Annotated in this window: 23 protein-coding genes, 2 pseudogenes and 1 riboswitch; of the genes and pseudogenes, 13 read left to right on the top strand and 12 right to left on the bottom strand. The window is 34.7% G+C overall.

The features are described 5' to 3' along the window. Positions 1-5 precede the first annotated feature (5 nt). Complete coding sequence (locus tag NSS97_RS01190) at positions 6-539, bottom strand: transglycosylase SLT domain-containing protein (RefSeq protein ID WP_000713256.1); 534 nt, start codon at positions 537-539, stop codon at positions 6-8. 247 nt (positions 540-786) lie between these two features. Here NSS97_RS01190 and NSS97_RS01185 point away from each other — a divergent pair, with 247 nt between their 5' ends. Next, entirely contained in the window at positions 787-2436 is a 1650-nt protein-coding gene (locus NSS97_RS01185) for a polysaccharide deacetylase family protein (RefSeq protein WP_341111260.1), read from the top strand. A 31-nt stretch (positions 2437-2467) separates the two neighbouring features. Here NSS97_RS01185 and NSS97_RS01180 read toward each other — a convergent pair whose 3' ends face one another. The 5 genes from NSS97_RS01180 to NSS97_RS01160 form a co-directional block, all read right to left on the bottom strand. Then, positions 2468-3238 carry a TatD family hydrolase gene (locus NSS97_RS01180; protein WP_044440733.1) on the bottom strand — a complete coding sequence of 257 codons (771 nt, stop codon included), beginning with the start codon at positions 3236-3238 and terminating at the stop codon, positions 2468-2470. A 745-nt stretch (positions 3239-3983) separates the two neighbouring features. Next, positions 3984-4340 carry a YxeA family protein gene (locus NSS97_RS01175; RefSeq protein ID WP_002029403.1) on the bottom strand — a complete coding sequence of 119 codons (357 nt, stop codon included), beginning with the start codon at positions 4338-4340 and terminating at the stop codon, positions 3984-3986. A 175-nt stretch (positions 4341-4515) separates the two neighbouring features. Then, entirely contained in the window at positions 4516-5352 is an 837-nt protein-coding gene (locus NSS97_RS01170) for a YitT family protein (RefSeq protein ID WP_002009911.1), read from the bottom strand. A gap of 117 nt (positions 5353-5469) precedes the next feature. Beyond that, positions 5470-5799 carry a PH domain-containing protein gene (locus tag NSS97_RS01165; protein WP_044440730.1) on the bottom strand — a complete coding sequence of 110 codons (330 nt, stop codon included), beginning with the start codon at positions 5797-5799 and terminating at the stop codon, positions 5470-5472. A gap of 160 nt (positions 5800-5959) precedes the next feature. Next, positions 5960-6937 carry a LacI family DNA-binding transcriptional regulator gene (locus NSS97_RS01160; RefSeq protein WP_002009913.1) on the bottom strand — a complete coding sequence of 326 codons (978 nt, stop codon included), beginning with the start codon at positions 6935-6937 and terminating at the stop codon, positions 5960-5962. 305 nt (positions 6938-7242) lie between these two features. Between NSS97_RS01160 and NSS97_RS01155 the strand changes: the two genes are divergently transcribed. Further along, positions 7243-7335 carry a DUF3948 family protein gene (locus NSS97_RS01155; protein WP_012260201.1) on the top strand — a complete coding sequence of 31 codons (93 nt, stop codon included), beginning with the start codon at positions 7243-7245 and terminating at the stop codon, positions 7333-7335. Between the two features lie 71 nt (positions 7336-7406). Here the strand turns inward: NSS97_RS01155 and NSS97_RS01150 are convergent, their stop codons facing one another. Then, positions 7407-8012: a lysophospholipid acyltransferase family protein gene (locus NSS97_RS01150; RefSeq protein ID WP_002091412.1), complete on the bottom strand. Its 606-nt coding sequence runs from the start codon at positions 8010-8012 to the stop codon at positions 7407-7409. A 336-nt stretch (positions 8013-8348) separates the two neighbouring features. On the opposite strand from NSS97_RS01150, the gene NSS97_RS01145 reads away from it, so the two are divergent. Then, positions 8349-8444, top strand: coding sequence for a DUF3948 family protein (locus tag NSS97_RS01145; protein ID WP_002124767.1), 96 nt, complete (start codon positions 8349-8351; stop codon positions 8442-8444). A 69-nt stretch (positions 8445-8513) separates the two neighbouring features. On the opposite strand, the gene NSS97_RS01140 is transcribed toward NSS97_RS01145, so the two are convergent. Both NSS97_RS01140 and NSS97_RS01135 read right to left on the bottom strand, forming a co-directional pair. Next, complete coding sequence (locus tag NSS97_RS01140) at positions 8514-8654, bottom strand: YrzO family protein (protein WP_002063481.1); 141 nt, start codon at positions 8652-8654, stop codon at positions 8514-8516. A 21-nt stretch (positions 8655-8675) separates the two neighbouring features. After that, complete coding sequence (locus tag NSS97_RS01135; protein ID WP_044440725.1) at positions 8676-9644, bottom strand: DMT family transporter; 969 nt, start codon at positions 9642-9644, stop codon at positions 8676-8678. Positions 9645-9771: 127 nt separating this feature from the next. Between NSS97_RS01135 and NSS97_RS01130 the strand changes: the two genes are divergently transcribed. Beyond that, on the top strand, positions 9772-10638 hold the full coding sequence (locus tag NSS97_RS01130; RefSeq protein ID WP_002063480.1) for a LysR family transcriptional regulator: 867 nt from the start codon (positions 9772-9774) through the stop codon (positions 10636-10638). 426 nt (positions 10639-11064) lie between these two features. After that, positions 11065-11145 (top strand): annotated as a pseudogene (locus tag NSS97_RS01125) (DUF3948 family protein); the annotation flags it as partial. A gap of 65 nt (positions 11146-11210) precedes the next feature. Here the strand turns inward: NSS97_RS01125 and NSS97_RS01120 are convergent. After that, positions 11211-12158 carry a substrate-binding domain-containing protein gene (locus NSS97_RS01120; protein WP_044440721.1) on the bottom strand — a complete coding sequence of 316 codons (948 nt, stop codon included), beginning with the start codon at positions 12156-12158 and terminating at the stop codon, positions 11211-11213. Positions 12159-12289: 131 nt separating this feature from the next. On the opposite strand from NSS97_RS01120, the gene modA reads away from it, so the two are divergent. The 3 genes from modA to NSS97_RS01105 all read left to right on the top strand — a co-directional run bounded on the left by modA (position 12290) and on the right by NSS97_RS01105 (position 14916). Next, on the top strand, positions 12290-13087 hold the full coding sequence (gene modA, locus NSS97_RS01115; protein ID WP_113735262.1) for a molybdate ABC transporter substrate-binding protein: 798 nt from the start codon (positions 12290-12292) through the stop codon (positions 13085-13087). Between the two features lie 5 nt (positions 13088-13092). Then, the gene (gene modB / locus NSS97_RS01110; protein ID WP_002029397.1) at positions 13093-13767 is read left to right on the top strand and encodes a molybdate ABC transporter permease subunit; all 675 of its coding nucleotides are present in this window, start codon (positions 13093-13095) and stop codon (positions 13765-13767) included. 297 nt (positions 13768-14064) lie between these two features. Further along, positions 14065-14916 (top strand): GRP family sugar transporter, encoded by an 852-nt coding sequence (locus tag NSS97_RS01105; protein ID WP_002140141.1) that lies wholly within the window; start codon positions 14065-14067, stop codon positions 14914-14916. A 67-nt stretch (positions 14917-14983) separates the two neighbouring features. On the opposite strand, the gene pnuC is transcribed toward NSS97_RS01105, so the two are convergent. Continuing rightward, a complete protein-coding gene (gene pnuC / locus NSS97_RS01100; protein WP_341111251.1) occupies positions 14984-15634 on the bottom strand; it encodes a nicotinamide riboside transporter PnuC in 651 nt (216 codons plus the stop codon). A 196-nt stretch (positions 15635-15830) separates the two neighbouring features. Here pnuC and proC point away from each other — a divergent pair, with 196 nt between their 5' ends. From proC to NSS97_RS01080, 4 genes are all read left to right on the top strand, one after another. Continuing rightward, positions 15831-16640: a pyrroline-5-carboxylate reductase gene (gene proC / locus NSS97_RS01095; RefSeq protein ID WP_341111248.1), complete on the top strand. Its 810-nt coding sequence runs from the start codon at positions 15831-15833 to the stop codon at positions 16638-16640. After that, positions 16637-17470 (top strand): aldo/keto reductase, encoded by an 834-nt coding sequence (locus NSS97_RS01090; RefSeq protein ID WP_002063472.1) that lies wholly within the window; start codon positions 16637-16639, stop codon positions 17468-17470. The genes proC and NSS97_RS01090 overlap by 4 nt, the downstream gene beginning before the upstream one ends. 154 nt (positions 17471-17624) lie before the next feature. Next, positions 17625-17729, top strand: a riboswitch (SAM riboswitch). Positions 17730-17864: 135 nt separating this feature from the next. Then, positions 17865-19505: a peptide ABC transporter substrate-binding protein gene (locus tag NSS97_RS01085; RefSeq protein WP_341111246.1), complete on the top strand. Its 1641-nt coding sequence runs from the start codon at positions 17865-17867 to the stop codon at positions 19503-19505. 536 nt (positions 19506-20041) lie between these two features. Then, entirely contained in the window at positions 20042-21682 is a 1641-nt protein-coding gene (locus NSS97_RS01080; RefSeq protein ID WP_107888034.1) for an ABC transporter substrate-binding protein, read from the top strand. Between the two features lie 46 nt (positions 21683-21728). Here the strand turns inward: NSS97_RS01080 and NSS97_RS01075 are convergent. Beyond that, a pseudogene (locus tag NSS97_RS01075) lies at positions 21729-21941 on the bottom strand (hypothetical protein). 215 nt (positions 21942-22156) lie between these two features. On the opposite strand from NSS97_RS01075, the gene NSS97_RS01070 reads away from it, so the two are divergent. After that, positions 22157-22624 (top strand): YusW family protein, encoded by a 468-nt coding sequence (locus NSS97_RS01070; RefSeq protein WP_001221531.1) that lies wholly within the window; start codon positions 22157-22159, stop codon positions 22622-22624. Positions 22625-22640 lie beyond the last annotated feature (16 nt).

Raw genomic sequence — 22640 nt, 5'->3', positions numbered from 1 at the left:
AAAACCTACTCTTTGATTACACCTTTATTTCGATAGTATACATCCTCTAATCCGATGTTATACTTCATATTGTTATCCGTCCACTCTGGTCCTAAATTCCCTGGCCATCCAGATGTATTCGCTATATATTTCAGTAATGCAAAATCAGTCAAACCTTTTTGCACCCCGCGCTTATAACCTTTCATTAAATGCGGCATTGCAATTTGCGCATTTGTACGTGGATCTTTCAGCTCTTCATCAGTTAAATGATCTGGCGCAAGCCCACCACCGCGGTGTAATTGAAACAATCCGAATGAAGTTCCGTTATCTCCAACACTTCTTGGATTTAACCTACTTTCATGTTCGGCAATTGTAAGAGGTATCCATTCCGGAAGGTTTACTTTCTTTGCTTCCTCTATAATGATTTGTTTCATCTGTTTTGCTTCTTCTGAATCAACATAGCTTGTCTCATTCATTAGCTTACCCATTCCTTCAGACTTTCCTTGGAAATATAAATACACTCCAAGAACAACTAAAAATCCTACAAAGAATTTCTTCACTACCTCTACCTCTTTCTCCGCTGAAATTTGTCCCCTTTCAGCCTTTCTTTTACAATTACCAACACTCTATCATTCTCTTACCTTTCAATCATAGCAAATTACTATACATATTATCATCATGCTTTAGACCGATTTTGCGAAAAAACATATGGTAAATACGTGCAAAAATGTAACTTACATGGACTATAACTTATTTCTTGTATATAATTGTAAATTGAATTCTACATATAGAATAGGAGCACACAAAATGAAAAAATGCCTAATACTCTTGTTCAGTATTTTACTACTCATACCTGTACACACATCCGCACAAACATCATCAAAACCAAAGGTACTTATTTTATATAGTACAGAAAATAATACAGTTACAAACAATGTACAAATCCTTAATACTCAGTTAGGGCACTTTACAAAAGATATAACAGTGAAAAGTTTAAAAGAGATAAATGAAATTACTAACTCATCTTCTTATACACATATCGTTTATATCGGAGAGAAAAAAGAAGATTTTTCTATTGCAGCAAAACAATTTCTAGAAAACTTCTCAGGTCCCATATTAGTTTTAGGACAAAATGTTGAACAATTATCTAATCGTTTTTCTTTCATTACCTCGAAAGAAACCGATATACGAATTCACACTATAGAATATCCGACTAACCAGTTAAAAAATGAATTACATGAAGAACGCTTAATGAAGAAAATTGAAACAAAAGGAACAACTCTTGCTTACGCCTTGAGTGCTGATGGAACTCATCCGTTAATCATTCAGCAAGGAACATCCTATTATGTTGCAACTCCAAACCTTTTCGATTGGATGTCTCATTACGTCGGTGAAATGTTATTTTCTTATTTCGGACAAAAACCTGAAACAAATAAAACTTCAGCTTATTTACGTCTTGAAGACGTTCATCCAGCTGTAGATGTAAAGCAATTAAAAGAAATCGCTGAATTACTAAAAGAGAAAAAGCTCCCTTATATGATTACCGTTATCCCTGTTTACAAAGATCCAGACACAGGAAAAACAGTACATTTAAAGGATAACTCTGAATTAATCGATGTTTTACACTTTATGCAAGATAATGGTGGCTCTATCGTTATGCATGGTTACACACATCAGTTTTATGATAGTGAAACTGGCGAAGGTTTTGAATTTTGGGATGTAAAAACAGATCAACCAATTCGCCAACCAAACCATGAAAAATCAAAAACAAAAAAAGATTTTCAGTCTACAGAAGACTATAATAAATACGTAAAAAACGGGAAAGCCTTCGAAGAAAAATATATTAAAGATCATATTGAAAAAGGGATTACAGAGCTTGTAGAAGCTAAATTATATCCAGTTGCCTTTGAAGCTCCGCACTATACAATGTCTCAAAAAGGATATGAAATACTATCACAATATTTTTCAACTTATGTAGGACAAATACAACTAAACGATACAACTTGGAAATCAATGCACTCACCGGCTTATATAAGTACACCGTCATTTTTACATGGGATGAAATTAATTCCTGAAACTGTTGGCTTTATTGAAGAAGGTAAGCCACAAGCTATAGCAAAAATGAAAGAACGCGCTTTATCTATCACTAAACTATCTGATGGAATTATCGGTGCATTTTATCATCCTTACTTGGGCGTTGAACCATTAAAAGAAGTATTAAAAGAACTAGAAAGTATTCCAAACATAGAGTGGATTGATTTACAAAAGGAAACGAATGAAGTAAAAATGAAAGATATTCATATTACTACTAATAAAGAAGGCATTCACATTGAAAAACCAACAAGTGCGAATGACATAATTGATTATATAAAACAATATGGGTTCTTCCTTATAATTGGGTTCATTATAATTGTCTTTCTTTTATTATTAAGACGTGCGAAAAAATTAGAGTCATAAAAAAACACCAAGCGAGATGCTTGGTGTTTTTTTATGACTCACTAACTTTATAAAATCGCACCGTATTCGCATATATTTGCTCAGTAACTTTCTCTACTGATATTTTTTTTATTATACTAATTTCTTGTAATACATCTTTTATCATATAAGGATGTGTCATCGTATCCTTCTGAAATTCCCACGGCCCATCTGTTTCTACCATCATATATTCAAGCGGATAATACGAAACTATTTTTCTAATTTTCTCCTTATGTAAAACATCCGGTGTGATAGAAATATAATAACCGTTCCTCATCATCCGTTTCATTGTCTCTTCACTTCCTTTAAACCAATGAAAGTGTGCACGCGAAACTTTATATTCTTCAAGTAAACCACATACAGTGTCAGTATCTTCATAAACCGCATGCAATATAATTGGTAAATCATATTTACTAGCTAGTTCCACAAACTTTTTTAACACCGCTATGTATGGATCAATAGCAATATTTTCATCTTCTTTCCTTAAATAATATGGGAGTCCCACTTCACCAATCGCAACAATTTCATCTACATGATCTTCAATTAATTTATAAATTTGCTCACATTCCTCTTTATGAATCGGCTGCTCCGGATGAAAACCTATTGCTGGATGTACAAAAGGATATCGCTTTGCTAAAGATAAAGTTTCTAGACATGATTGATAATTCATAGATACTGCAATAAGCCCTTGTATCTCTTTACTGTTTTCCACATCTGTAATTAATCTACTTTTCTCTTCATCCTGATATTGATCAACATGTATATGGCTATCAATCCATTTCATCTTTATGCCCCCATAAAAAAAACAAGAAAGGGTCTCCCTTCTTGTTTTATCATCTATATTAGTTAACAATTAAATTTGTTATTATATCAAATAATCCAATACATACTATGGCAACAGTAAAGTAGCTACAAAAATCTTTAATTGGAAACTTCACTACTTCTTCTTTACGCATCCCCGTTTTCTCCCTTCTTAATATATCCCTAATTATTTTTTATCTATTTGTATCTATTATGCAAAAAATATGACAAAATTACTATCGAATTAACTTACGTAAACCTTACAATGTTGTAAGGTTTGAAAAAGAGCCTCATCTAAATAGAGATGAGGGCTATTAAAAATTAGTTGGTTTTTCATTCTTCATTAACATTACAAACAGAAAGTGATACAGTGAGACTTTCTAGTTACACTATATGAAATTTACTATATTTTAACCATCGAATTACATTACAGAAGGCTTACATGTTTGTAAGCTATGTGTAATGTAATTCGATAGTTTCCCTTACCTATATTTCGTACAATAAAGTTAGAAAGTAAGCCAAATAAGAAGAACACTCACATAACCAAATTACATTGCTAGTAGCCGACTCTTCTTATACCTTTCACTCATGCTACTACAATGTACCCCCTTCCCCTTTATATAATAAGAAAAGCCTTAGTCCATATGGACTAAGGCTTTTTCACGAACCTAAAATACCCCTACCTAGTATTTTTATTTTCGACAAAAAATAGGCGGGGGTATAATTCGCTATCTCATCGTTAAAAGTTTACTCTTCGCATTAATAGGAATATTTACAGCTTCAATTTCTTCAATTGCCTCGCCGTAGCGTCCTTTTGCGTACACCTTTAATGCTTCATCTCTCTTTAACATATGCTTAACAGTCTTCTTTATTTTTTGTTCTCTTCCACGTTCATCAAATGCAATAAATTCATATTCATACCATTCATCACCGACATGCTGACCAATCGCATCCACAATTGTATAGTATTCTTTCGTCGTATAAAGCGGATTATATTTATCAATAACTGGTCCAAGTTTCGTAGGTAGTAATACTACTACTATCACTACCATAGCTATTACAGTAGTAATTATTTTTTTCTTCATAATACTGATCTTCCTCCTCTGCAGGATACTTATACATCCATTCTAAAGAGCAGGAATTTAATCTACCATTCAATCCCATTACATTACCCTTACATTTTTGTAAGAATAAAGGGAAACTTTAATCAGTGGGGGTTTACGGGATAAAAAAAGATGAACGAATTTTCTCGTTCATCTTTTAGCTTGCTTTAAAGCCACCGCCAAGTACATCACGCACATCGTGAATGACAACGAAGGCATCTTCATCAACTCTACTAATAACTTGCTTTAACTTAACAAGCTCTTGTTTATTAATAACGATATATAAAACTTCTTTATTTTTACCAGTATATCCGCCGCGTCCTTCTAATACAGTGACACCGCGTGTCATGTTTTTCGTAATAGTTTCACGTATTAAATCCGGTTGATTTGAAATGATTGTAACAGCTGTTTTTGTATCCATACCTTCCACGATGAAATCAATTACTTTCGCTCCGACAAATACAGCTACAAGTGTATACATTGCCTTTTCTTGTCCTATTATAAATACAGAACCCGCAATTACAACGATATCAATAATAAGTACGCCTTTACCAACGCTCCAACCTAAATATTGATTTGCTAGTCGAGCTAAAATTGCCGATCCTCCTGATGTACCTCCAGCTTTGAACATACAGCCTAATCCGATACCTACAAATACACCAGCAAATAAAGCTGCTAGTAACGTATCACTATTTACTTGATATTCGATATGTTCTGTAACATATAAAAACAAAGAGGTTTCCACAATACCTATAATTGTGTAAACCATCGTTTTCTTATCAAAAAATTTATAACCTACAGCTAATAAAATTGCATTCAAACCAAAATTCACAATTCCTGGTGACCAATCAAATAAATAGTACGTAACAACCGTTAAACCAATAATTCCACCCTCTGATAAACGGTTTGGAATTGCAAAGTAATTAATACCAATTGCGAATAATAATGAACCAATTGTAATTAGTGTTATTTCCTTTATACGTTGATTAACCATAGTTCATACCTCCCCCCATTTGACATTGTATCACTATCTCCTAGAGGTTTAGAAGTTGTTTTTATTCCGCATTTCCCCTCACAAAGACCAAGATATTATGTTTAAACAAAGGGGTGATTAATTATTCATATTCGCTCTAACTGTACGGACAAAGCGCTCCACATTCCCACTCTGAATATACTTAGCTCTAATGGTTTCACGATTACAAGTACATTCGAAATATGGACGGAAATCTATGTCATCTATATGCAAATACGAATACTCTTCAAATATCGCAGGATAGCACGGAATTTTCCCGTAAAATAGAAGACGTCTAGTAGTGGCAACAAAAATCCCATGTTGATAACATAAAGTAAAGTCATCCTTTTCAAATATCCCTACGACAAACACTAAAATCTTTTCGTCATCCTCTACATATTTTTTCATACTTAATAAAAGTTCATTCATGCATATCCCTCCAAATTCTATTCATTGTTTTAACACTTGAAAAGAATCCATGGATTATTACAGACCGGTGTAACTCTTTTATAAAGTATGAAACGCGTTTCCTGTCAAAGACATTTCAAAAAATAATCCGTTATGTGATTATACACATAACGGATTAACACTAAACCGTGGAGCGTTCCACAAGTTTATACGGAATTTCCATCTTTTCTTGTTTAGAACTCTCATCACTTACTTGCCTATAAAACATTTCAAAAGCAGTCTTACCTATTCCCTTTAAATTTTGGTCAATGGTTGTCAGTTGTAAAACTTGAGAAATCGGTTGATTATCAAAACCAATAATCGCTAAATCCTCAGGAACTTCAATACCTAATTTTTCAACTTCTGTCATGATCCCAATAGCAACTTCATCTCCTGCCACTATTAATGCTTCCGGAGGATTCTCCATCTCCTTGAATTGATGTGCAACTCTTACACCATCTTCTAACGTAAAGCATTCTGTGAAAATCCGATCTTCCATCACTTCTTCATCTATTAATTGTAGCTGTTGTTTATAAGCATCAAAACGTTTCTTACTACTTGGCCCTAACTTTCTTCCCGTACAATATCCAATCTTCTTATAACCTTTTTCAATAAGGTAACTCATCCCTAATTGAAAGGCATTAAAATGATCTGTATATACACTCGATATGCTTTCAATATCATTATCCTCACAAGCAATAACCGCCCCATACGCTGCATAAGGCTCTATAGTTTCCCACTCATTGGCACGAGAACAAATGATAAGACCGTCTAGTTGCTTTGTTTTCAACATATGTAAACTTTTCATTTCTTCTTTTTTATTGTAGTTCGTTTGACAAAGAAGCACTCGATAGTTGTGAGCTAACGCAACTTCCATCATTCCACCCACCATCGCATCAAAAGACGGATGATTAATATAAGGTAAAATCACGCCAACAATATTCGTCTTCCCTTTTGATAAATGAACAGCATTTGCATTTTGCGAGTAATTCAATTTCTCAACTATTTCTAAAACAACTTTCCTTTTTTCTTCACTTACATATGGATGATCATTTAATACCCTCGAAACAGTCGTAACTGAAACCCCAGCCATCTTTGCAATATCTTTAATATTAGCCATACACTCACCTCTACTTTTAACTTAATGAATCACATGAACATATGTCAAATCTTCTCATCATGACACTTTCATTCGTTTTTCTTACAAAAGTGTAATTTCCCTGTAAGCTAATTCGATAGTGACTCTCCGCAACATTTCATATAATTAAGTCAGAAACAGGGCAACAACCATTTGAAAAGGAGCGGATCTATATGATGAACAAAATGAAAATGAACAATTTCTTAAATACAATGAGCTTGGTATTTTCCGCTCTTATCGATGCAAAAGCTGTTGCTTCTACATTAAACAAGTAAGGAGAATACATTATGAACAACATCACTTTTAATAAATTAGATTTTTTAGGACTAGCTAGCGGCACGGTTCTTCTTACTGCTTTCATTTACGCTGCTACACTATAACTTCGTGTCCCCTTTCCCCTTTATATAAATAATAATAGAAAAGACGACCGTCTATGCACGATCGTCTTTTCTTATTTTTGATTTGGCTGCAAAACTTCCTTTAGTTCTTCAAACTTTGCATTTAATTCATCTGTCATCATTTTCATAGCCGTTTTTCGATCTATTTGTTCTTCAGCATCGATTTGAATTGGGTCTCCAAAAACTAATCGCGCTTTTTTTCCTTTTATCAATTCTTTTATACTTGATGGACCAACATAAGCTGCCGGTATTAACGGAACGTTAGAACGCATTGCAATCGTAACAGCCCCAGCTTTTAGTGAAACGTCTTCTGATGACCTCGTCCCACTCGGGAAAATCCCTACTACTTTTCCTTCTTTTAATAAACGTGATGGAATTTTCAATGTGCTTGGCCCTGGATTCGCACGGTCTACAGGGAATGCATTTACATTTTTAAAAAACCAATTTTTAAATTTCCCTTCAAACAATTCTTTTTTTGCCATGTAATGAATTTGGGTTGGGTACATTCCTGCCGCTAACATTAAAACATCCATAAAACTTGTATGTGTACATGCAACAACGTAAGGGCCATCTTCCGGTAATTTCTCTCTCCCTTGTACTTCTACCTTCCCAGCCATTTTAAATATATATTTCAACGAAAATGTAATTGGTTTATACATTTGTTTCGTTCCTTTCTGAATATCCGAAGTATAATTATTTTCTTACAACGATTATAACACTAAGTTTTAGGAGTTGGTAATAAAAATAAGTATTTATTGTTAACTTTCAATTCTTACAAAAGTGTAATTTTCTTGTAAGCTAATTCGATAGTGGCTCCCTCCACTATCTTATACAATTAAGTCAGAAAGTAACAACAACCATTTGAAAAGGAGCGGATCTATATGATGAACAAAATGAAAACGAACAATTTCTTAAATACAATGTGCATGGTATTCTCCGCTCTTATCGATGCAAAAGCTGTTGCTTCTATATTAAACACGTAAGGAGAATTTATAATGAATAACATGACTTTTAATAAATTAGATTTTTTAGGACTAGCTAGCGGCTCGATTCTTCTTACTGCTTTCATTTACGCTGCTACGCTTATATAACTTTGTGTCCCCTTTCCCCTTTATATAAATAATAATAGAAAAGACGACCGTCTATGCCCGGTCGTCTTTTTAATTTTTTCTTTCCTTCAAGTCTTTTAAAAGCTGTATCAGTTCAGCTTGTTGTTTTATATTTTTACGACCGTTTCGATTAATTGCTGCAAGCTCGCAGGCAACTCCAGCAGCAAAGAAAAACAATAAACTTTCTAACATATAAAATCCTCCAGTTACCTATTAAACAGCTTGACGCAATTGCTTTTCTTGCAAAATTTGTTTATTTATATTTTCTTCTTTTCTCTGACAAACATTATTACGAATAAGCGCTGCAATAACAAATAATGTTCCTACAATATCAAATGTTGTTATTTTATACCCTTGCATCATCATAATAACTAAAGTAGTAATTGGCACAAAGTTAATAAATAAAATACCATTAATGGATGATAAGATTTTCACACCGTAGTTCCAAGCAAGTAGTGCTACGATACCTGGTAATGTCATCATAAATAACAAATCATACTTCACAATAGAAATCGTTTCCATACTTGGAACAGATACATATCCAAGCACTGTAATGACCACAGTTATAATCCCTGTGACAGTTGTACCCAATACACATGTCAAAGTAGAATAGCGTAATGTTGACCAATCGCTACACGTTTGACCACCCATCGTATAAATCACCCATCCTACAACACCAACAAATATAAATGCTAGCGAAAACATGTTATCTTTCAATGTTAAAAAGAAACTCATATCACCTTTCGTAATAACAAATATAGCCCCTACAAACGCGATAATCATGCTCGTTATCATATACTTCTTCGGCTTTATATTTTTATATCCCCATAAAATACAAATTGAAATCATCGGCATCAGTGCCTCCATAATAGAAGCTACCATTACACCTGATTTTCCCATTAACATTTGTCCTAGAAAAATTAATACATTATATACGGTAAACGCCATTGTTCCAAAAAAGACGAGTAACTTTCCTCTTCCTTCTAAGCGAAATGCTTTCTTTCCTTCTTTCATTAGCAATAATACAATTAATACGATCGCCACCGCTCCATAGCGAATAAGCGAAAAATAAAACGGATCTATGTATTCTAACGCATGATCAGCAACCGGAAACATCGCTCCCCATGACATACTTGCAATTAAACATGCCAAAGCACCTATTATCATTTGACCTTTTCTCACCACAATCCCCCGCTTCTTTCTATTTGCACAAAGAGAATTGTAAAAGAAAAAATATATCACGTAAAATGATTCAAAATGATGTTAACTATCATTTATAATGATAGTTAACATCAAGGAGGAGCATAAAATGGAATTACGAGACTTACAAATCTTCCAGAGCGTTGCCGACCGCGGTAGTGTAAGCGGCGCAGCAAAGGAATTAAATTATGTACAATCAAATGTAACCGCACGTATTAAACAATTAGAAAACGAGCTGAAAACACCTCTCTTTTACCGTCATAAGCGAGGCATGACTTTAACAGCTGAAGGAAGAAAAATGCTCGTTTACGTTCATAAAATTTTGCAAGATGTTGAAGAGCTAAAACAAGTGTTTTTAGATAGTGAAACACCATCTGGCATATTAAAAATTGGTACAGTCGAAACAGTCAGTACATTACCTACCATCTTGTCTTCTTACTATAAAAGCTATCCAAATGTCGATTTATCATTACAAGCCGGTCTAACGGAAGAACTTATTAGAGAAGTACTTGATCATCAATTAGATGGCGCCTTTATATCAGGTCCTATTAAACATCCACTAATTGAACAATACGATGTTAGTACTGAGAAATTAATGCTTGTTACACAAAATAAAGCTTTTCATATAGAAGAATTTACTACGACGCCCCTACTCGTTTTTAATCAAGGATGTGGATACCGTTCCAAGCTTGAACGATGGCTTAAAGATGAAGGTTTGCTACCAAAAAGAATTATGGAATTTAACATATTAGAAACTATATTAAATAGCGTAGCGCTCGGTCTTGGGATTACACTCGTCCCCCAGTCTGCGGTGCAGCACCTTTCTACAGCAGGTAAAGTCCACTGCCATCCAATTCCGGAGAAATACGGCAGTATTTCAACTGTTTTCATACGCCGTAAAGATAGTTACATGACCAATTCGATGCGCAGCTTTTTAAAAACAATTAAAGAGCACCATCATATCAATATGCTTTAAAAGACATTCTTACACGAATGTCTTTTTTTCTTACAAAAGTGTAAGTCTTACGTAAGCCAATTCGATAGTTGCAGGCTGCTATATTTCATATAATTAAGACAGAAAGCAGGGCAACAACAATTCGAAAAGGAGCGGATACGCATGATGAACAAAATGAAATCAAACAAATTTTTTAATACAATGGGCATGGTGCTATCCGCACTTATCGATGCAAAAGCAGTTGCAACTACATTAAACAAATAAGGAGAGATTATGATGAACAACATTACCTTCAACAAATCAGACTTTATCCCGCATTAACGGGCAGTAAGACTCCCACTTCAAAATTCAGCGAAATCAAAGAAGTTAGGTTTGGGATCAACTGCCCGTAAAAGCCCGATTGGTTCAACTAATAATCAGCGAGGGATACCCCGCCCTCACTGATTAAAGTTTCACTTTATCGGACTTGCAAGTGGAGCTACTCTTCTTACTGCATTCATTTATGCACTTGCTCAAAGTCTTATTTAACACTTTGTTTCCCCCAACCCCTTTATATATAGAAAAGGCTGCTCGTCTTATAGACAAGCAGCCTTTTAGTTTATTTCATATATAATTTGGCCGGTTTTGCTTATATCATATCCACCAATTGCTTTTAATTCATTGTGAAACTCTTCAGATTGCAAAACCTCTTTTATAACCTCAATAAGTTCCTCATTTTCTTTATTCTTCAGAAGTACTAAATCATACTGTTCTTTCATTATTGGAATAAAGTCTACGTTCACAATTTGGGAAAACTTTTCTGATCCTACCCCAACATCAGCTTTTCCATTCGCGACTTGCGAGGCAACGCCAAGGTGATTCGATTCTTCCCATTCATACCCGTTAATATCTTCTTTACTTAATTTTTGAATTCGCAATTGCTCATCCACTAACACCCTAATACCAGAACCTTTTTCTCGATTTACAAATCGTATAGATGACTGAGCTAAATCAGCCCATGTTTTTATATTTTGTGGGTTCCCTTTTTGCACATAAAACCCAACATTTCTTGCTAATAAATTCATCATAATATATGGTTGTCCAACTAAAATACGTTTTACGTAAGGAACATTATATGTACCCGTTTCACCATCAAATAAGTGTAAACTAACGACGCTTCCTTCTCCTTGGTACATCTTCACTAAACTCGTTAAACTACCTTGATACGCTCTCAATATATTAGAATTTGGCAATCGATTTTCTATATGCTTTGCCAACATATCTAACGTTAGTTCTTGACCACTAATGATGCGTGTATTCGAACTACTAATTTCGTCCTTCTTTACAGGAGTAAATTGTACCTTCCCTGTTTTCATTTGCTTTATATATTGTTCTAAATCAGCTGCATCAATGCGCATTTGTCTACCAACCCTATAAGAAGGAAGTTCTCCTTTTTTAATTAGGTCGTATACAGTTAATTTTGATACTTTTAATTGCTTTGCTACTTCTTCCGTTGTGTAGGAATGATGATCCATAGACGATTCCTCACTTTCTTCCTTCATTGTAACAAAGAAAAGAATATTTCTCCTAGTTTTTAAAAACAACTATATCGTTCAAATTATATTCAATTATAACTAGTTATAATTAGTTATATTTAGTTATAATTAACTTAGTAAACGAAGGGAGATTTTTTATGAACAAATTTACTTTACGATCCATTGGGGTACTTATACTTTCTTTTCTTCTTATATTCAGTGTAGCTTGTTCAAGTGAAGAAAAGTCAGCTGCTAAAGAGGGAGAATCAGTGGAGCTGACTATATCAGCGGCTGCAAGTTTACAAGATGCATTAAAAGAAATTGAAAAGCAATATAAAGAGAAAGAACCAACTATTCAACTTTCTTTTAACTTCGGTGCTTCTGGTGCACTTCAACAACAAATTGAGCAAGGTGCACCTGCTGATTTATTCTTCTCTGCAGCAGAGGATAAATTCCAAACTCTTGTTAAAAAAGGATTTATTAATGAAAAAGAAGGGAAAAACCTTCTTGGAAATGAACTAGTTCTAGTCGTTCCAAAAGATAGTGCTCTTACAAAATTTCAAGATTTAAAGGATGAGAAAATCAAGAAAATCGCACTTGGTACACCCGAATCTGTACCTGCAGGAAAATATGCAAAAGCTTCTCTCACATATGAAAATCTTTGGAATGACGTTCAAAATAAAATCGTATTTACAAAAGATGTTCGCCAAGTGTTAACATATGTAGAAACAGGTAATGTTGATGCTGGTATTGTATATAAAACAGACGCTCTCGTTTCAGACAAGGTAAAAATTGTAGAAGCGGTAGCAGCTAATTCTCATGAGCCAATCCACTATCCTTTAGGTGTTATAAAGGAATCTAAGCATAAGAAAGAGGCGACTTCATTCTATGAGTATTTACAATCAAAAGATGCACAATCTATCTTTAAGAAATATGGATTTACAATCCTGCCATAATCGCTATGAGCTTTGATGCAATTTTGTCACCTGTCTTTCTATCCTTGCGAGTAGCTGCGTGCGCCACAATAATCGTTACGATCTTAGGAACGATTATTGGACGAGCATTAGCGCGCTCCTCGTGGCGATATAAAGTACTACTAGAAACTATTTTCTTATTACCAATGGTGCTTCCACCAACTGTTATCGGCTTTTTTCTAATTATCATTTTTGGAAATAACAGTCCCATTGGAAAGTGGATTGAATCATTATTTCAGCAGTCCATTATGTTTACATCTACTGCTGCTATCATTGCTTCTACAGTCGTTGCATTTCCGCTCATGTACCAATCAGCAAAAACAGGATTTTCTATCGCAAATGTACAAATTGAAGATGGCGCGCGCGATCTTGGTGCAAGTGAATATCAAGTTTTTCTACATGTTACACTCCCGCTTGCATTCCCCGCACTACTTAGCGGTATGATTTTAAGCTTTGTTCGCGCACTCGGTGAATTTGGTGCAACTTTAATGTTTGCAGGAAATATACCTGGCAAAACTCAGACGATTCCAACGGCGATTTATATGGCTATTGATGCGAGTAATATGCAACTAGCTTGGACACTTGTAATCATAACGATTAGTATGTCCCTTCTATTCTTACTATGCATTCAACTCATTAATAGAAGAATTACTACTTCTTAAAGCAACTTTCGACAAAAGTTGCTTTTTATTTCCCGGAAAATAAAATGATTTGATTAATAACTGAATTTTTTCTCTTATTTAAATATACATTTTATTTGAATTCACTTTCTAAAATAGGTAATTTCCTGTTATTATATGAAAGTGTTTCAAAAAATGAAGAAATGAAAACGCATTTATATCGTAAATTCTTCATCCTGTTTTAGCGATCGGTAATCTTCTACTCTATTAGTGGGGCATTACCGATCGTTAGAACGATATGTAATTATATTGGTATAGAAAACCGAAGGGAGTCTTGTAATGGACATTTTATTAGCGCTTCTTCCTGCAATCGCATGGGGAAACATCTTATTAGTAAGCGTAAAAATGGGCGGTGGTGCATATAGCCAAACGGTAGGTATGACAATCGGTGCTCTATTCTTCGCAACAACTATGTATGTATTTACTCAACCAACTTTAACAATGACAGTCTTGATTGTTGGCTTTATTTCAGGTTTATTCTGGGCTTTAGGACAAGTAAACCAATTAAAAACAGTTGAAAAACTAGGTGTTTCAACTACTGTAACTATTTCTACTGGTATGCAACTTGTTGCAACTTCTATCTTTGGAGTTATCGCTTTTCGTGAGTGGACTACTACTACAACGATTGTTCTGGGAACGATTGCAATCCTATTAATCGTAATTGGTGTAGTATTCACATCACTAGATGATAAAGAAAATGCACAGCCACCAGGACAATTGAAAAAGGGACTTCTTACTTTAATTGTTTCTACTTTCGGCTATCTTGTATATGTAATTATTATTCGTTGGTATAATATCGATGGTTGGTCTGCTATTTTACCACAGGCAGTTGGTATGTTCGTTGGTGCGGTTGTACTGACGTCTAAACATAAACCATTTAACAAATATGCAATTCGTAATGCTGTATCTGGTTTACTTTGGGGAACAGGAAACTTATTCTTACTTCTTTCATTACCACGTGTCGGAGTAGCGACAAGCTTCCCATTATCTCAAACTGGAATCGTTATCTCAACATTCGGTGCGATTGTCTTCTTAGGTGAAAAGAAAACAAAACGTCAATTGATCTTTATTGCTCTAGGTAGTGTTTTAATTATCGGCGGCGCTGTATTGCTTGGTATGACAAAAGCATAAATTCACACTATATTTAACCCCCCTGAAACGTATATGCTTCAGGGGGGTTTTTGATTACAATTATTTTCTAAATATAATTATTTACACGTTCTCGCTCTTTATGGTTTTTCTTCCATTCTAGTAGGCCATCCATACATAAAAATAGATTAATAATAGCTAATACTAACATGACGTATAAGCCCGTTGAAATATAAATCACAATGCTAACTATGTTATACAAAATCCATAAATGCCAATTTTCTAAGATTTTTCGGCTCAGCATAAATTGAGCTACTAATCCTAATACAGCGTTTAAAGCATCTAAATATGGACTTGTCGATTCTAAATAACGGACTTGATAATATCCCCAACCAATCCAAGCAACTAAAATAAAAAGTATATAAATAATCCATCCTTTCAAATCTAAGCGAACTGTCGGTTTTACCTTCTCCTCCCCACTACGCGCAATCCAGTAATACCAACCGTACACATTAAATATAAATTGGAAGGCTGCTAATACTGCCATTGCGTATAAGCCTTGTGTAGTGAAAATATACAGAAATACCGCAACTGTAATCATCCCAAATAAAAAGTTTGATACCTTTTCCCTTGCAAGTAACCAAACATTAATAATCCCCATAACCGATGCGAAAATTTCAATATAACTTGATCGGATATAGAATCCAACTAATATGCAAATAATACTAGAAATGAGTAAAAAAAGTGGACTTCTAACCATATTTATCTCTCCCCAGATATGTAATAAACTCCCTATCAACAGTATAAGAAATAACTCTTATACTTACTATAAATTTTCTCCTGTAAAACTCCCCACTCATCTATTCCACTTACGATAAGCCGTTTCTTTTTACAAAATTCTCTTAAAAATGGTATCGTTTTTTATAACATATTCTCATCAGAAAGGAATAAAGGATATGCCTAATAAACATCGAATTTTATTTATTGGTGCCGGTCGTATGGCAGAAGCTATATTTGCTGGACTACTTACAACAAGTAAAGAATACATCGAAGAAATTATTGTTTCCAACCGAAGTAACATAGAAAAACTAACGCAATTACAAACTCAATATGATCTATCGATTACAACAGATTGGAAACAGCATATTAAATCTGTAGATACAATCGTTTTAGCAATGCCGCCTGTCGCACATGAACAGCTATTAGCGGATCTATCCCCTCTTCTAACTAATCAATTTGTCGTGACAGTTGCTGCCGGAATCGGACCATCTTATCTAGAAGAAAGACTTCCCCAAGGGACACCTGTTGCTTGGATTATGCCAAATACAGCTGCTGGGATTGGAAAGTCTATCTCCTTATATACGACGGGACATTCTGTAGATGAAACACATCAAGAAACGTTACAACTTCTTTTAAAAGGTATCGGTACCTCACAGTTTTGTACCGAAGAGGAAGTTCACCAACTTACCGCAGTTACTGGTAGTGCACCCGCTTTTCTCTATCACTTTGCTGAAGGTTTAATTGAAGCAACGAAAAGCTATGGTATTGATGAGGAAACAGCAAAACACCTTGTCATTCAAATGATTGCTGGCTCTGCCGCTATGCTCCAGCAAAATCAGGATCCAGCTATGCTCCGCGAACAAGTAACAACACCAGGAGGTTCAACGGCTGAAGGCTTAAAAGTTCTATATGAAAATAATTTTTCAGAAGTCATTCAACAAGCAGTTGAAGCGACCAATAAAAAAGCTAGGGGGGAATTAATATGACTTTAACAAGTTTAAACGACTATACAACATTACATAACGGCGTAAAAATGCCTTGGTTCGGCTTGGGTGTTTTTAAAGTTGAAGATGGTACAGAAGTAATTGATTCTGTAAAAGCAGCTATAAAAAATGGATACCGTAGTATCGATACTGCTGCGATATATAAAAACGAAGAAGGCGTTGGACAGGCAATTCAAGAATCTGGTATTCCTCGTGAAGAGTTATTCATCACTTCAAAAGTGTGGAATAGTGATCAAGGTTATGAGTCAACACTACAAGCATTTGAAACTACATTAGAAAAATTAGGTCTAGAATATTTAGATCTATATTTAGTACATTGGCCTGTAAAAGGAAAATACACTGAATCATGGAAAGCTTTAGAGCAGCTTTATAAAGATGGTCGTGTTCGTGCTATCGGTGTGAGTAATTTCCATATTCACCATTTGCAAGACGTATTTGAAATTGCAGAAATTAAACCAATGGTTAACCAAGTGGAATACCACCCACGTTTAGCACAAGAAGAATTACATGCCTTCTGTAAAGAACATAACATCCAGCTTGAAGCTTGGTCACCATTAATGCAGGGGCAGCTACTTAATCACCCAACATTACAAGAAATCGCTACGAAATATAATAAATCGACTGCACAAGTTATTTTACGTTGGGATCTACAAAATGAAGTTGTAACAATCCCTAAGTCTATTAAAGAACACCGCATTATTGAAAATGCAAACATCTTTGACTTTGAATTAAGCTCGGATGATATGAAAGCAATTCAAGCTTTAAATGAAAATCATCGCGTTGGTCCAGATCCAGATAACTTTAACTTCTAGTAGGAAAACCACTGCCATATGCAGTGGTTTTTTTATTTTTAATAAAACTGAAAATTTAAACTATATTCCATTTGATTGACACTTTATTATCTAAGGTGTAAGATTTTGAATTATCAAAGAAACACAAAAATTAATAAAATTCATTTGTTTACTCATTGTATCAAGAGAGGTGGAGGGACTGGCCCTTTGAAACCTCGGCAGCAGGTTCATTTTGAATACTGTGCCACTTCCTGCAAGCTTTGTGCTTGAAAGATAGAATGAGGGACTTCGTTTATATACGGGTGCATAACTTGTACGTAAAAATCCCTCTTTCTCAATACGAAAAGAGGGATTTTTTGTTTTTCATTTCCCTCATCATCATCCAATCTTATTAACTATTTAGGAGGAAAATCAAATGAAAAAGAAGTTTGTACCCGGTATTGCATCAGTTGTAGGAGTAAGTATTTTATTATCTGGTTGCGGTAGTTATAAAAACGAAGCGAGCGGAGCAAATGCAAAAGATGAGGCACCTAGTAAGCAAGTTTTAAACTTATCTTCACCTACTGAGATTCGAACAATGGATACGGCTCGTGCTACAGATACTGATTCTGGTCAAGTAATGAGAAACGTATTTGAAGGTTTATACAATCTTGGTGAAGGTAATAAACCTGTTCCTGGCGTTGCGAAATCTCATGAAGTAAGTGCTGATAAAACGAAATACACATTCCATTTACGAGATTCAAAATGGTCGAACGGCACACCTGTAACAGCGAAAGATTTTGTCTTCGCTTGGCAAAGAGCTGTCGATCCAGCAACAGCTTCTGAATATGCTTTTTTATTCCTGGATATTAAAAACGCTAAAAAAATTAATAGCAAAGAACTCCCATCCGATCAACTTGGTATAAAAGCAGTTGATGACCATACGTTTGAAGTAGAATTAGAGCGCCCTGTTCCGTATTTTATTAGCTTAACGGCGTTCCCAACATTTCTACCAATCAACGAGGAATTCTTTAAAGCACAAGGTGATAAGTACGCTTTAGAAGATAACAAAATCTTGTACAACGGAGCTTTTACACTAAGCGATTGGAAGCATGAACAAAGCTTTAAATTTAAGAAAAACCCTACCTATTGGGATAAAGATAATGTCAAACTCGAAGAAATCAATTTCAACGTTGTGAAAGAGAAATCAACAGAAGTAAATTTATTCGAATCCAAACAATTAGACCGTATAAAACTAACATCTGACTTCGTTGATAAATATAAAAAGGATGCTAACTTTAAAGAACGTCCGAACGTAGGGGTACAGTTTTTACGTATGAATCAGCAAAACAAAGTACTTCAAAACGTTTCTGCACGCCAAGCAATCGATCAAACAATTGATCGAAAATCTTTTGTAAATACGTTATTAAATGATGGCTCTACACCAACCTTTAGTCTCGTGCCGAAAAACTTCGCAAAAGGGCCTGATGGAAAAGACTTCCGTACTGCAAACGGCGATTTAACAAAAGTTGATACAACATCTGCACAAGAATTATGGAAGAAAGCAAAAAAAGAACTTGGTTCTGAAAAGATAACATTAGAATTATTAACAAGTGATGGTGACCTTGAGAAGAAAACTGGTGAGTTCCTAAAAGGACAACTAGAAAAGAATTTAGATGGCTTAACGGTAAATATAAAACCGCAACCACGTAAACAACAAGTTTCACTCTTATTAAAAGGTGACTACGAGATTGGAATTGACGGTTGGAGCCCTGACTTTGCTGATCCAATTACATTCCTTGAACTATTTACGACGAATAACCCTTACAATTTAGATCATTACTCGAATAAAGAGTTTGATGACACAATTGAAAAAGTTAAAACTACCTTGGCTGGTGATGAAAAATCTCGCTGGGAAGCGTTACTAGCATCAGAAAAAATCTTATTTAAGGACTCTGTTATCGCTCCTCTTTACCAAAAAGGAGAATCTTATTTAGAGCGTTCTTATGTGAAAGGCATTGTGCAAGTAGACTTTGCAGGTCAATTAAACTTCAAATGGGCAAAAATTGAAAAATAAAGTGAAACTTTAATCAGTGGGGGGCCTTCATCCCCCACTGATTATCAGCCCTCACCAATCGGGCTTTTACGGGCAGTTGATCCCCCCTAACTTCTTTGCTTTCACTGAATTTTGAGGTGAGGATTTTACTGCCCGTTAATGCGGGATAAAATGCAACTTAGATCATTGTGTTCCCACCCACACCCATTGTTTTTTTAGCAAAATATATTAAAAGCAGATTCCCTAATATGAGGAAATTTGCTTTTTCAATATATTATTCCAAGAAATTAACACTCCACTTTTTATTATTGACATATAGTTCTTTCCAGTGTTAATATTCTAAATAATCAAAGAAACAAAATATTTTACCATTAAAATGTAATGTCTACTAAGTTGAAACATATAACGATAGATTATGGTTCAACATGTATATACATATAGAATACCTGATTACCTATATACACATATTTATAATAGGTTTTCTCTCCTTCTATAGCTACACTTCAAGACATGGACATTATGACGTTACGAACAACACATTTAGGGAGGAAAGAACAATGAAGAAAAAAGTTGTACCTGTTGTTGCATCTGTTTTAGGGGCAAGTCTACTACTAACTGCTTGCGGGGGAAATAAAGATAATGCAGGCGGAGCGAAAGCGAACGATAAAGCACCTGATAAACAAGCGATTAACTTATCATTTGCTTCAGAAATTCCAACAATGGATGTTGCAAAAGCGACGGATGGGGAATCCATGAACGTAATGAGAAATGTTTTTGAAGGTTTGTATGCAATGGGAGAAGATAATAAACCAATCCCTGGTGTCGCTGATTCAGTTGACATTAGTCCGGATAAAACAAAGTATACTTTCCATCTTCGTGATTCAAAATGGTCAAACGGTACTCCTGTTACAGCAAAAGACTTTGTCTTTGCTTGGCAACGTGCCGTAAACCCTGAAACAGCAGCTGAATATGCATTCTTATTCTTCGATATACAGAATGCAAAACAAATAAACCAAAAAGAAGTAGCAATCGATCAATTAGGCGTTAAAGCTCTTGACGATAAAACTTTAGAAGTACAACTGGACCGCCCTGTTCCCTACTTCTTAAGCTTAACGACATTTGCAACATTCTTACCAATCAATGAAGAGTATTTAAAATCTCAAGGCGATAAATACGGTTTAGAAACAAATCATTTAATTTACAATGGTGCTTTCACATTAGATAACTGGAAACATGAACAAAGCTTCCAATTGAAGAAGAACCCTAACTATTGGGATGCTAAAACTGTAAAACTAGAAGAAATCAACTTCAATGTCGTTAAAGATAAATCTACAGAAGTTAACTTATATGATTCAGGACAAATTGATCGTGTTGCTTTAACTGCGGAGTTTGTTGATAAGTATAAGAACGATTCCAACTTCAAGGAACGCGCTGAAGTCGGTATCCAATTCTTACGACTAAATCAGAAAAATGCAGTATTAAAAAATCAACATGCACGCCTCGCTATTAACGAAGCAATGAATAAAAAAGCGTACGTAGAAACAATTTTAAATAACGGTGCAATCCCAGCAGAAGGAATGGTTCCTGCGAAATTCGCAAAAAGTCCAGACGGTAATGACTTCCGTAAAGAGAATGGAAATTTAGTCAAAGATGATGTGAAATCTGCAAAAGAAAACTGGAAAAAAGCGAAACAAGAACTTGGTACTGACAAAGTAACAATTGAACTATTAACAAGCGATAATGCTTTAGCTAAGAAAACTGGCGAATATTTAAAAGGTGAACTAGAAAAGAATCTAGATGGATTAACAGTGACTTTAAAACCTCAACCACGTAAACAGCAGTTAAAACTACTATTAAGTGGTGATTACGAAATCGGAATCGATGGCTGGGGCCCTGACTTCGCAGACCCTATTACATTCTTAGATCTATTCACAACAGATAGTGCTTATAACTTCGATAAATACTCTAACAAAGAGTACGACGAGCTTATTCGTAAAGTAAAAACTGATTTAGCTGGTGATGAAAAAGGTCGCTGGGAAGCAATGAAGCAAGCTGAAAAAATCTTATTACAAGATGGTGCTGTTGCTCCTTTATACCAACAAGGTCGTTCTTACCTACAACGCGGATTTATTAAAGGACTTGTAACAACAGACTTCGGCGGTGAGTTTAACTACAAGTGGACAGAAGTTGCAAAATAATAAACGCTAGTAAAAAAGGTATCCCACGAAGGATACCTTTTTTACTTTATGCTTCTTTAACTACAGAACTTCTCCTCTTTACTATTCCTTTTATACCTATAGTGATTCCCGCTACCAATTGTATAACTAGTATAATAAGTAATAATGAAATAATATTTCCTGCTAAATTAACTCCACCAAATATTATTTTGTAATAACCATTCGCTGCATATGTTGTGGGAAATAATCCACCGATTGTTTAATATGTTTTAGAAAGCATCACTGTATTTCCAAATACTGCGATGCTTATTTGTGTTAATGATTAGAAAGCGCAAAGATATTTTTTTAAAATCTCCATATACATACAAATTACTTTCAATTTAATTAATAAGCATGTGTGTCCCCCTTAAGGAAATAATTTATTAGGTTTATACATAATTACATAAAATTAGGAAAAACTTGTATAGAAAGAAGTTACATAAGGAGGAATTTATAATGAGAATTTTACTATCAATTTTATTAGCTCTTATGCTAGTACCTGCATTAACAGGATGTAAAGCTCCTGCAAAAGAAGATACAACTTCTAATAAGAAAACGACTGAAGAAGCAAAAAATGAGGCTCCTGCAGATTTAAAACTAAACTTTAATGAATTCGATTTAAAGGCAGACTATCAAGATACGAAGAAAGACTACGAAGCTGATTATAAAAATGTAGCAGCGGATAAGAAAATGGAAGCAAAAATTGAAGACCATAAAACAGATGTAAAGTTCACAGGCGACGAAGCTATTACAAAATTAAGCCCTCTTCTACAAGAATTAAAATTCGATAAAAACACACCAGATCAAGAAGTAATTGATCAAGTAGTAAATGTATTCAAACTTGATAAAGACTACCAAAAATTCGATTTAGAAGTTGTCTTCTCTGATGGAACGAAAAAAGAATATAAAAGAGAAATAAAATAAAGAAGTAGGCGGTTGC

It is taken from the genome of Bacillus sp. FSL R12-0074 (assembly GCF_038005725.1).
Lineage (GTDB): Bacteria > Bacillota > Bacilli > Bacillales > Bacillaceae_G > Bacillus_A > Bacillus_A mycoides.
Note: the sequence above shows the minus strand (reverse complement) of the source record. Positions and strands in the feature narration are given on the sequence as shown.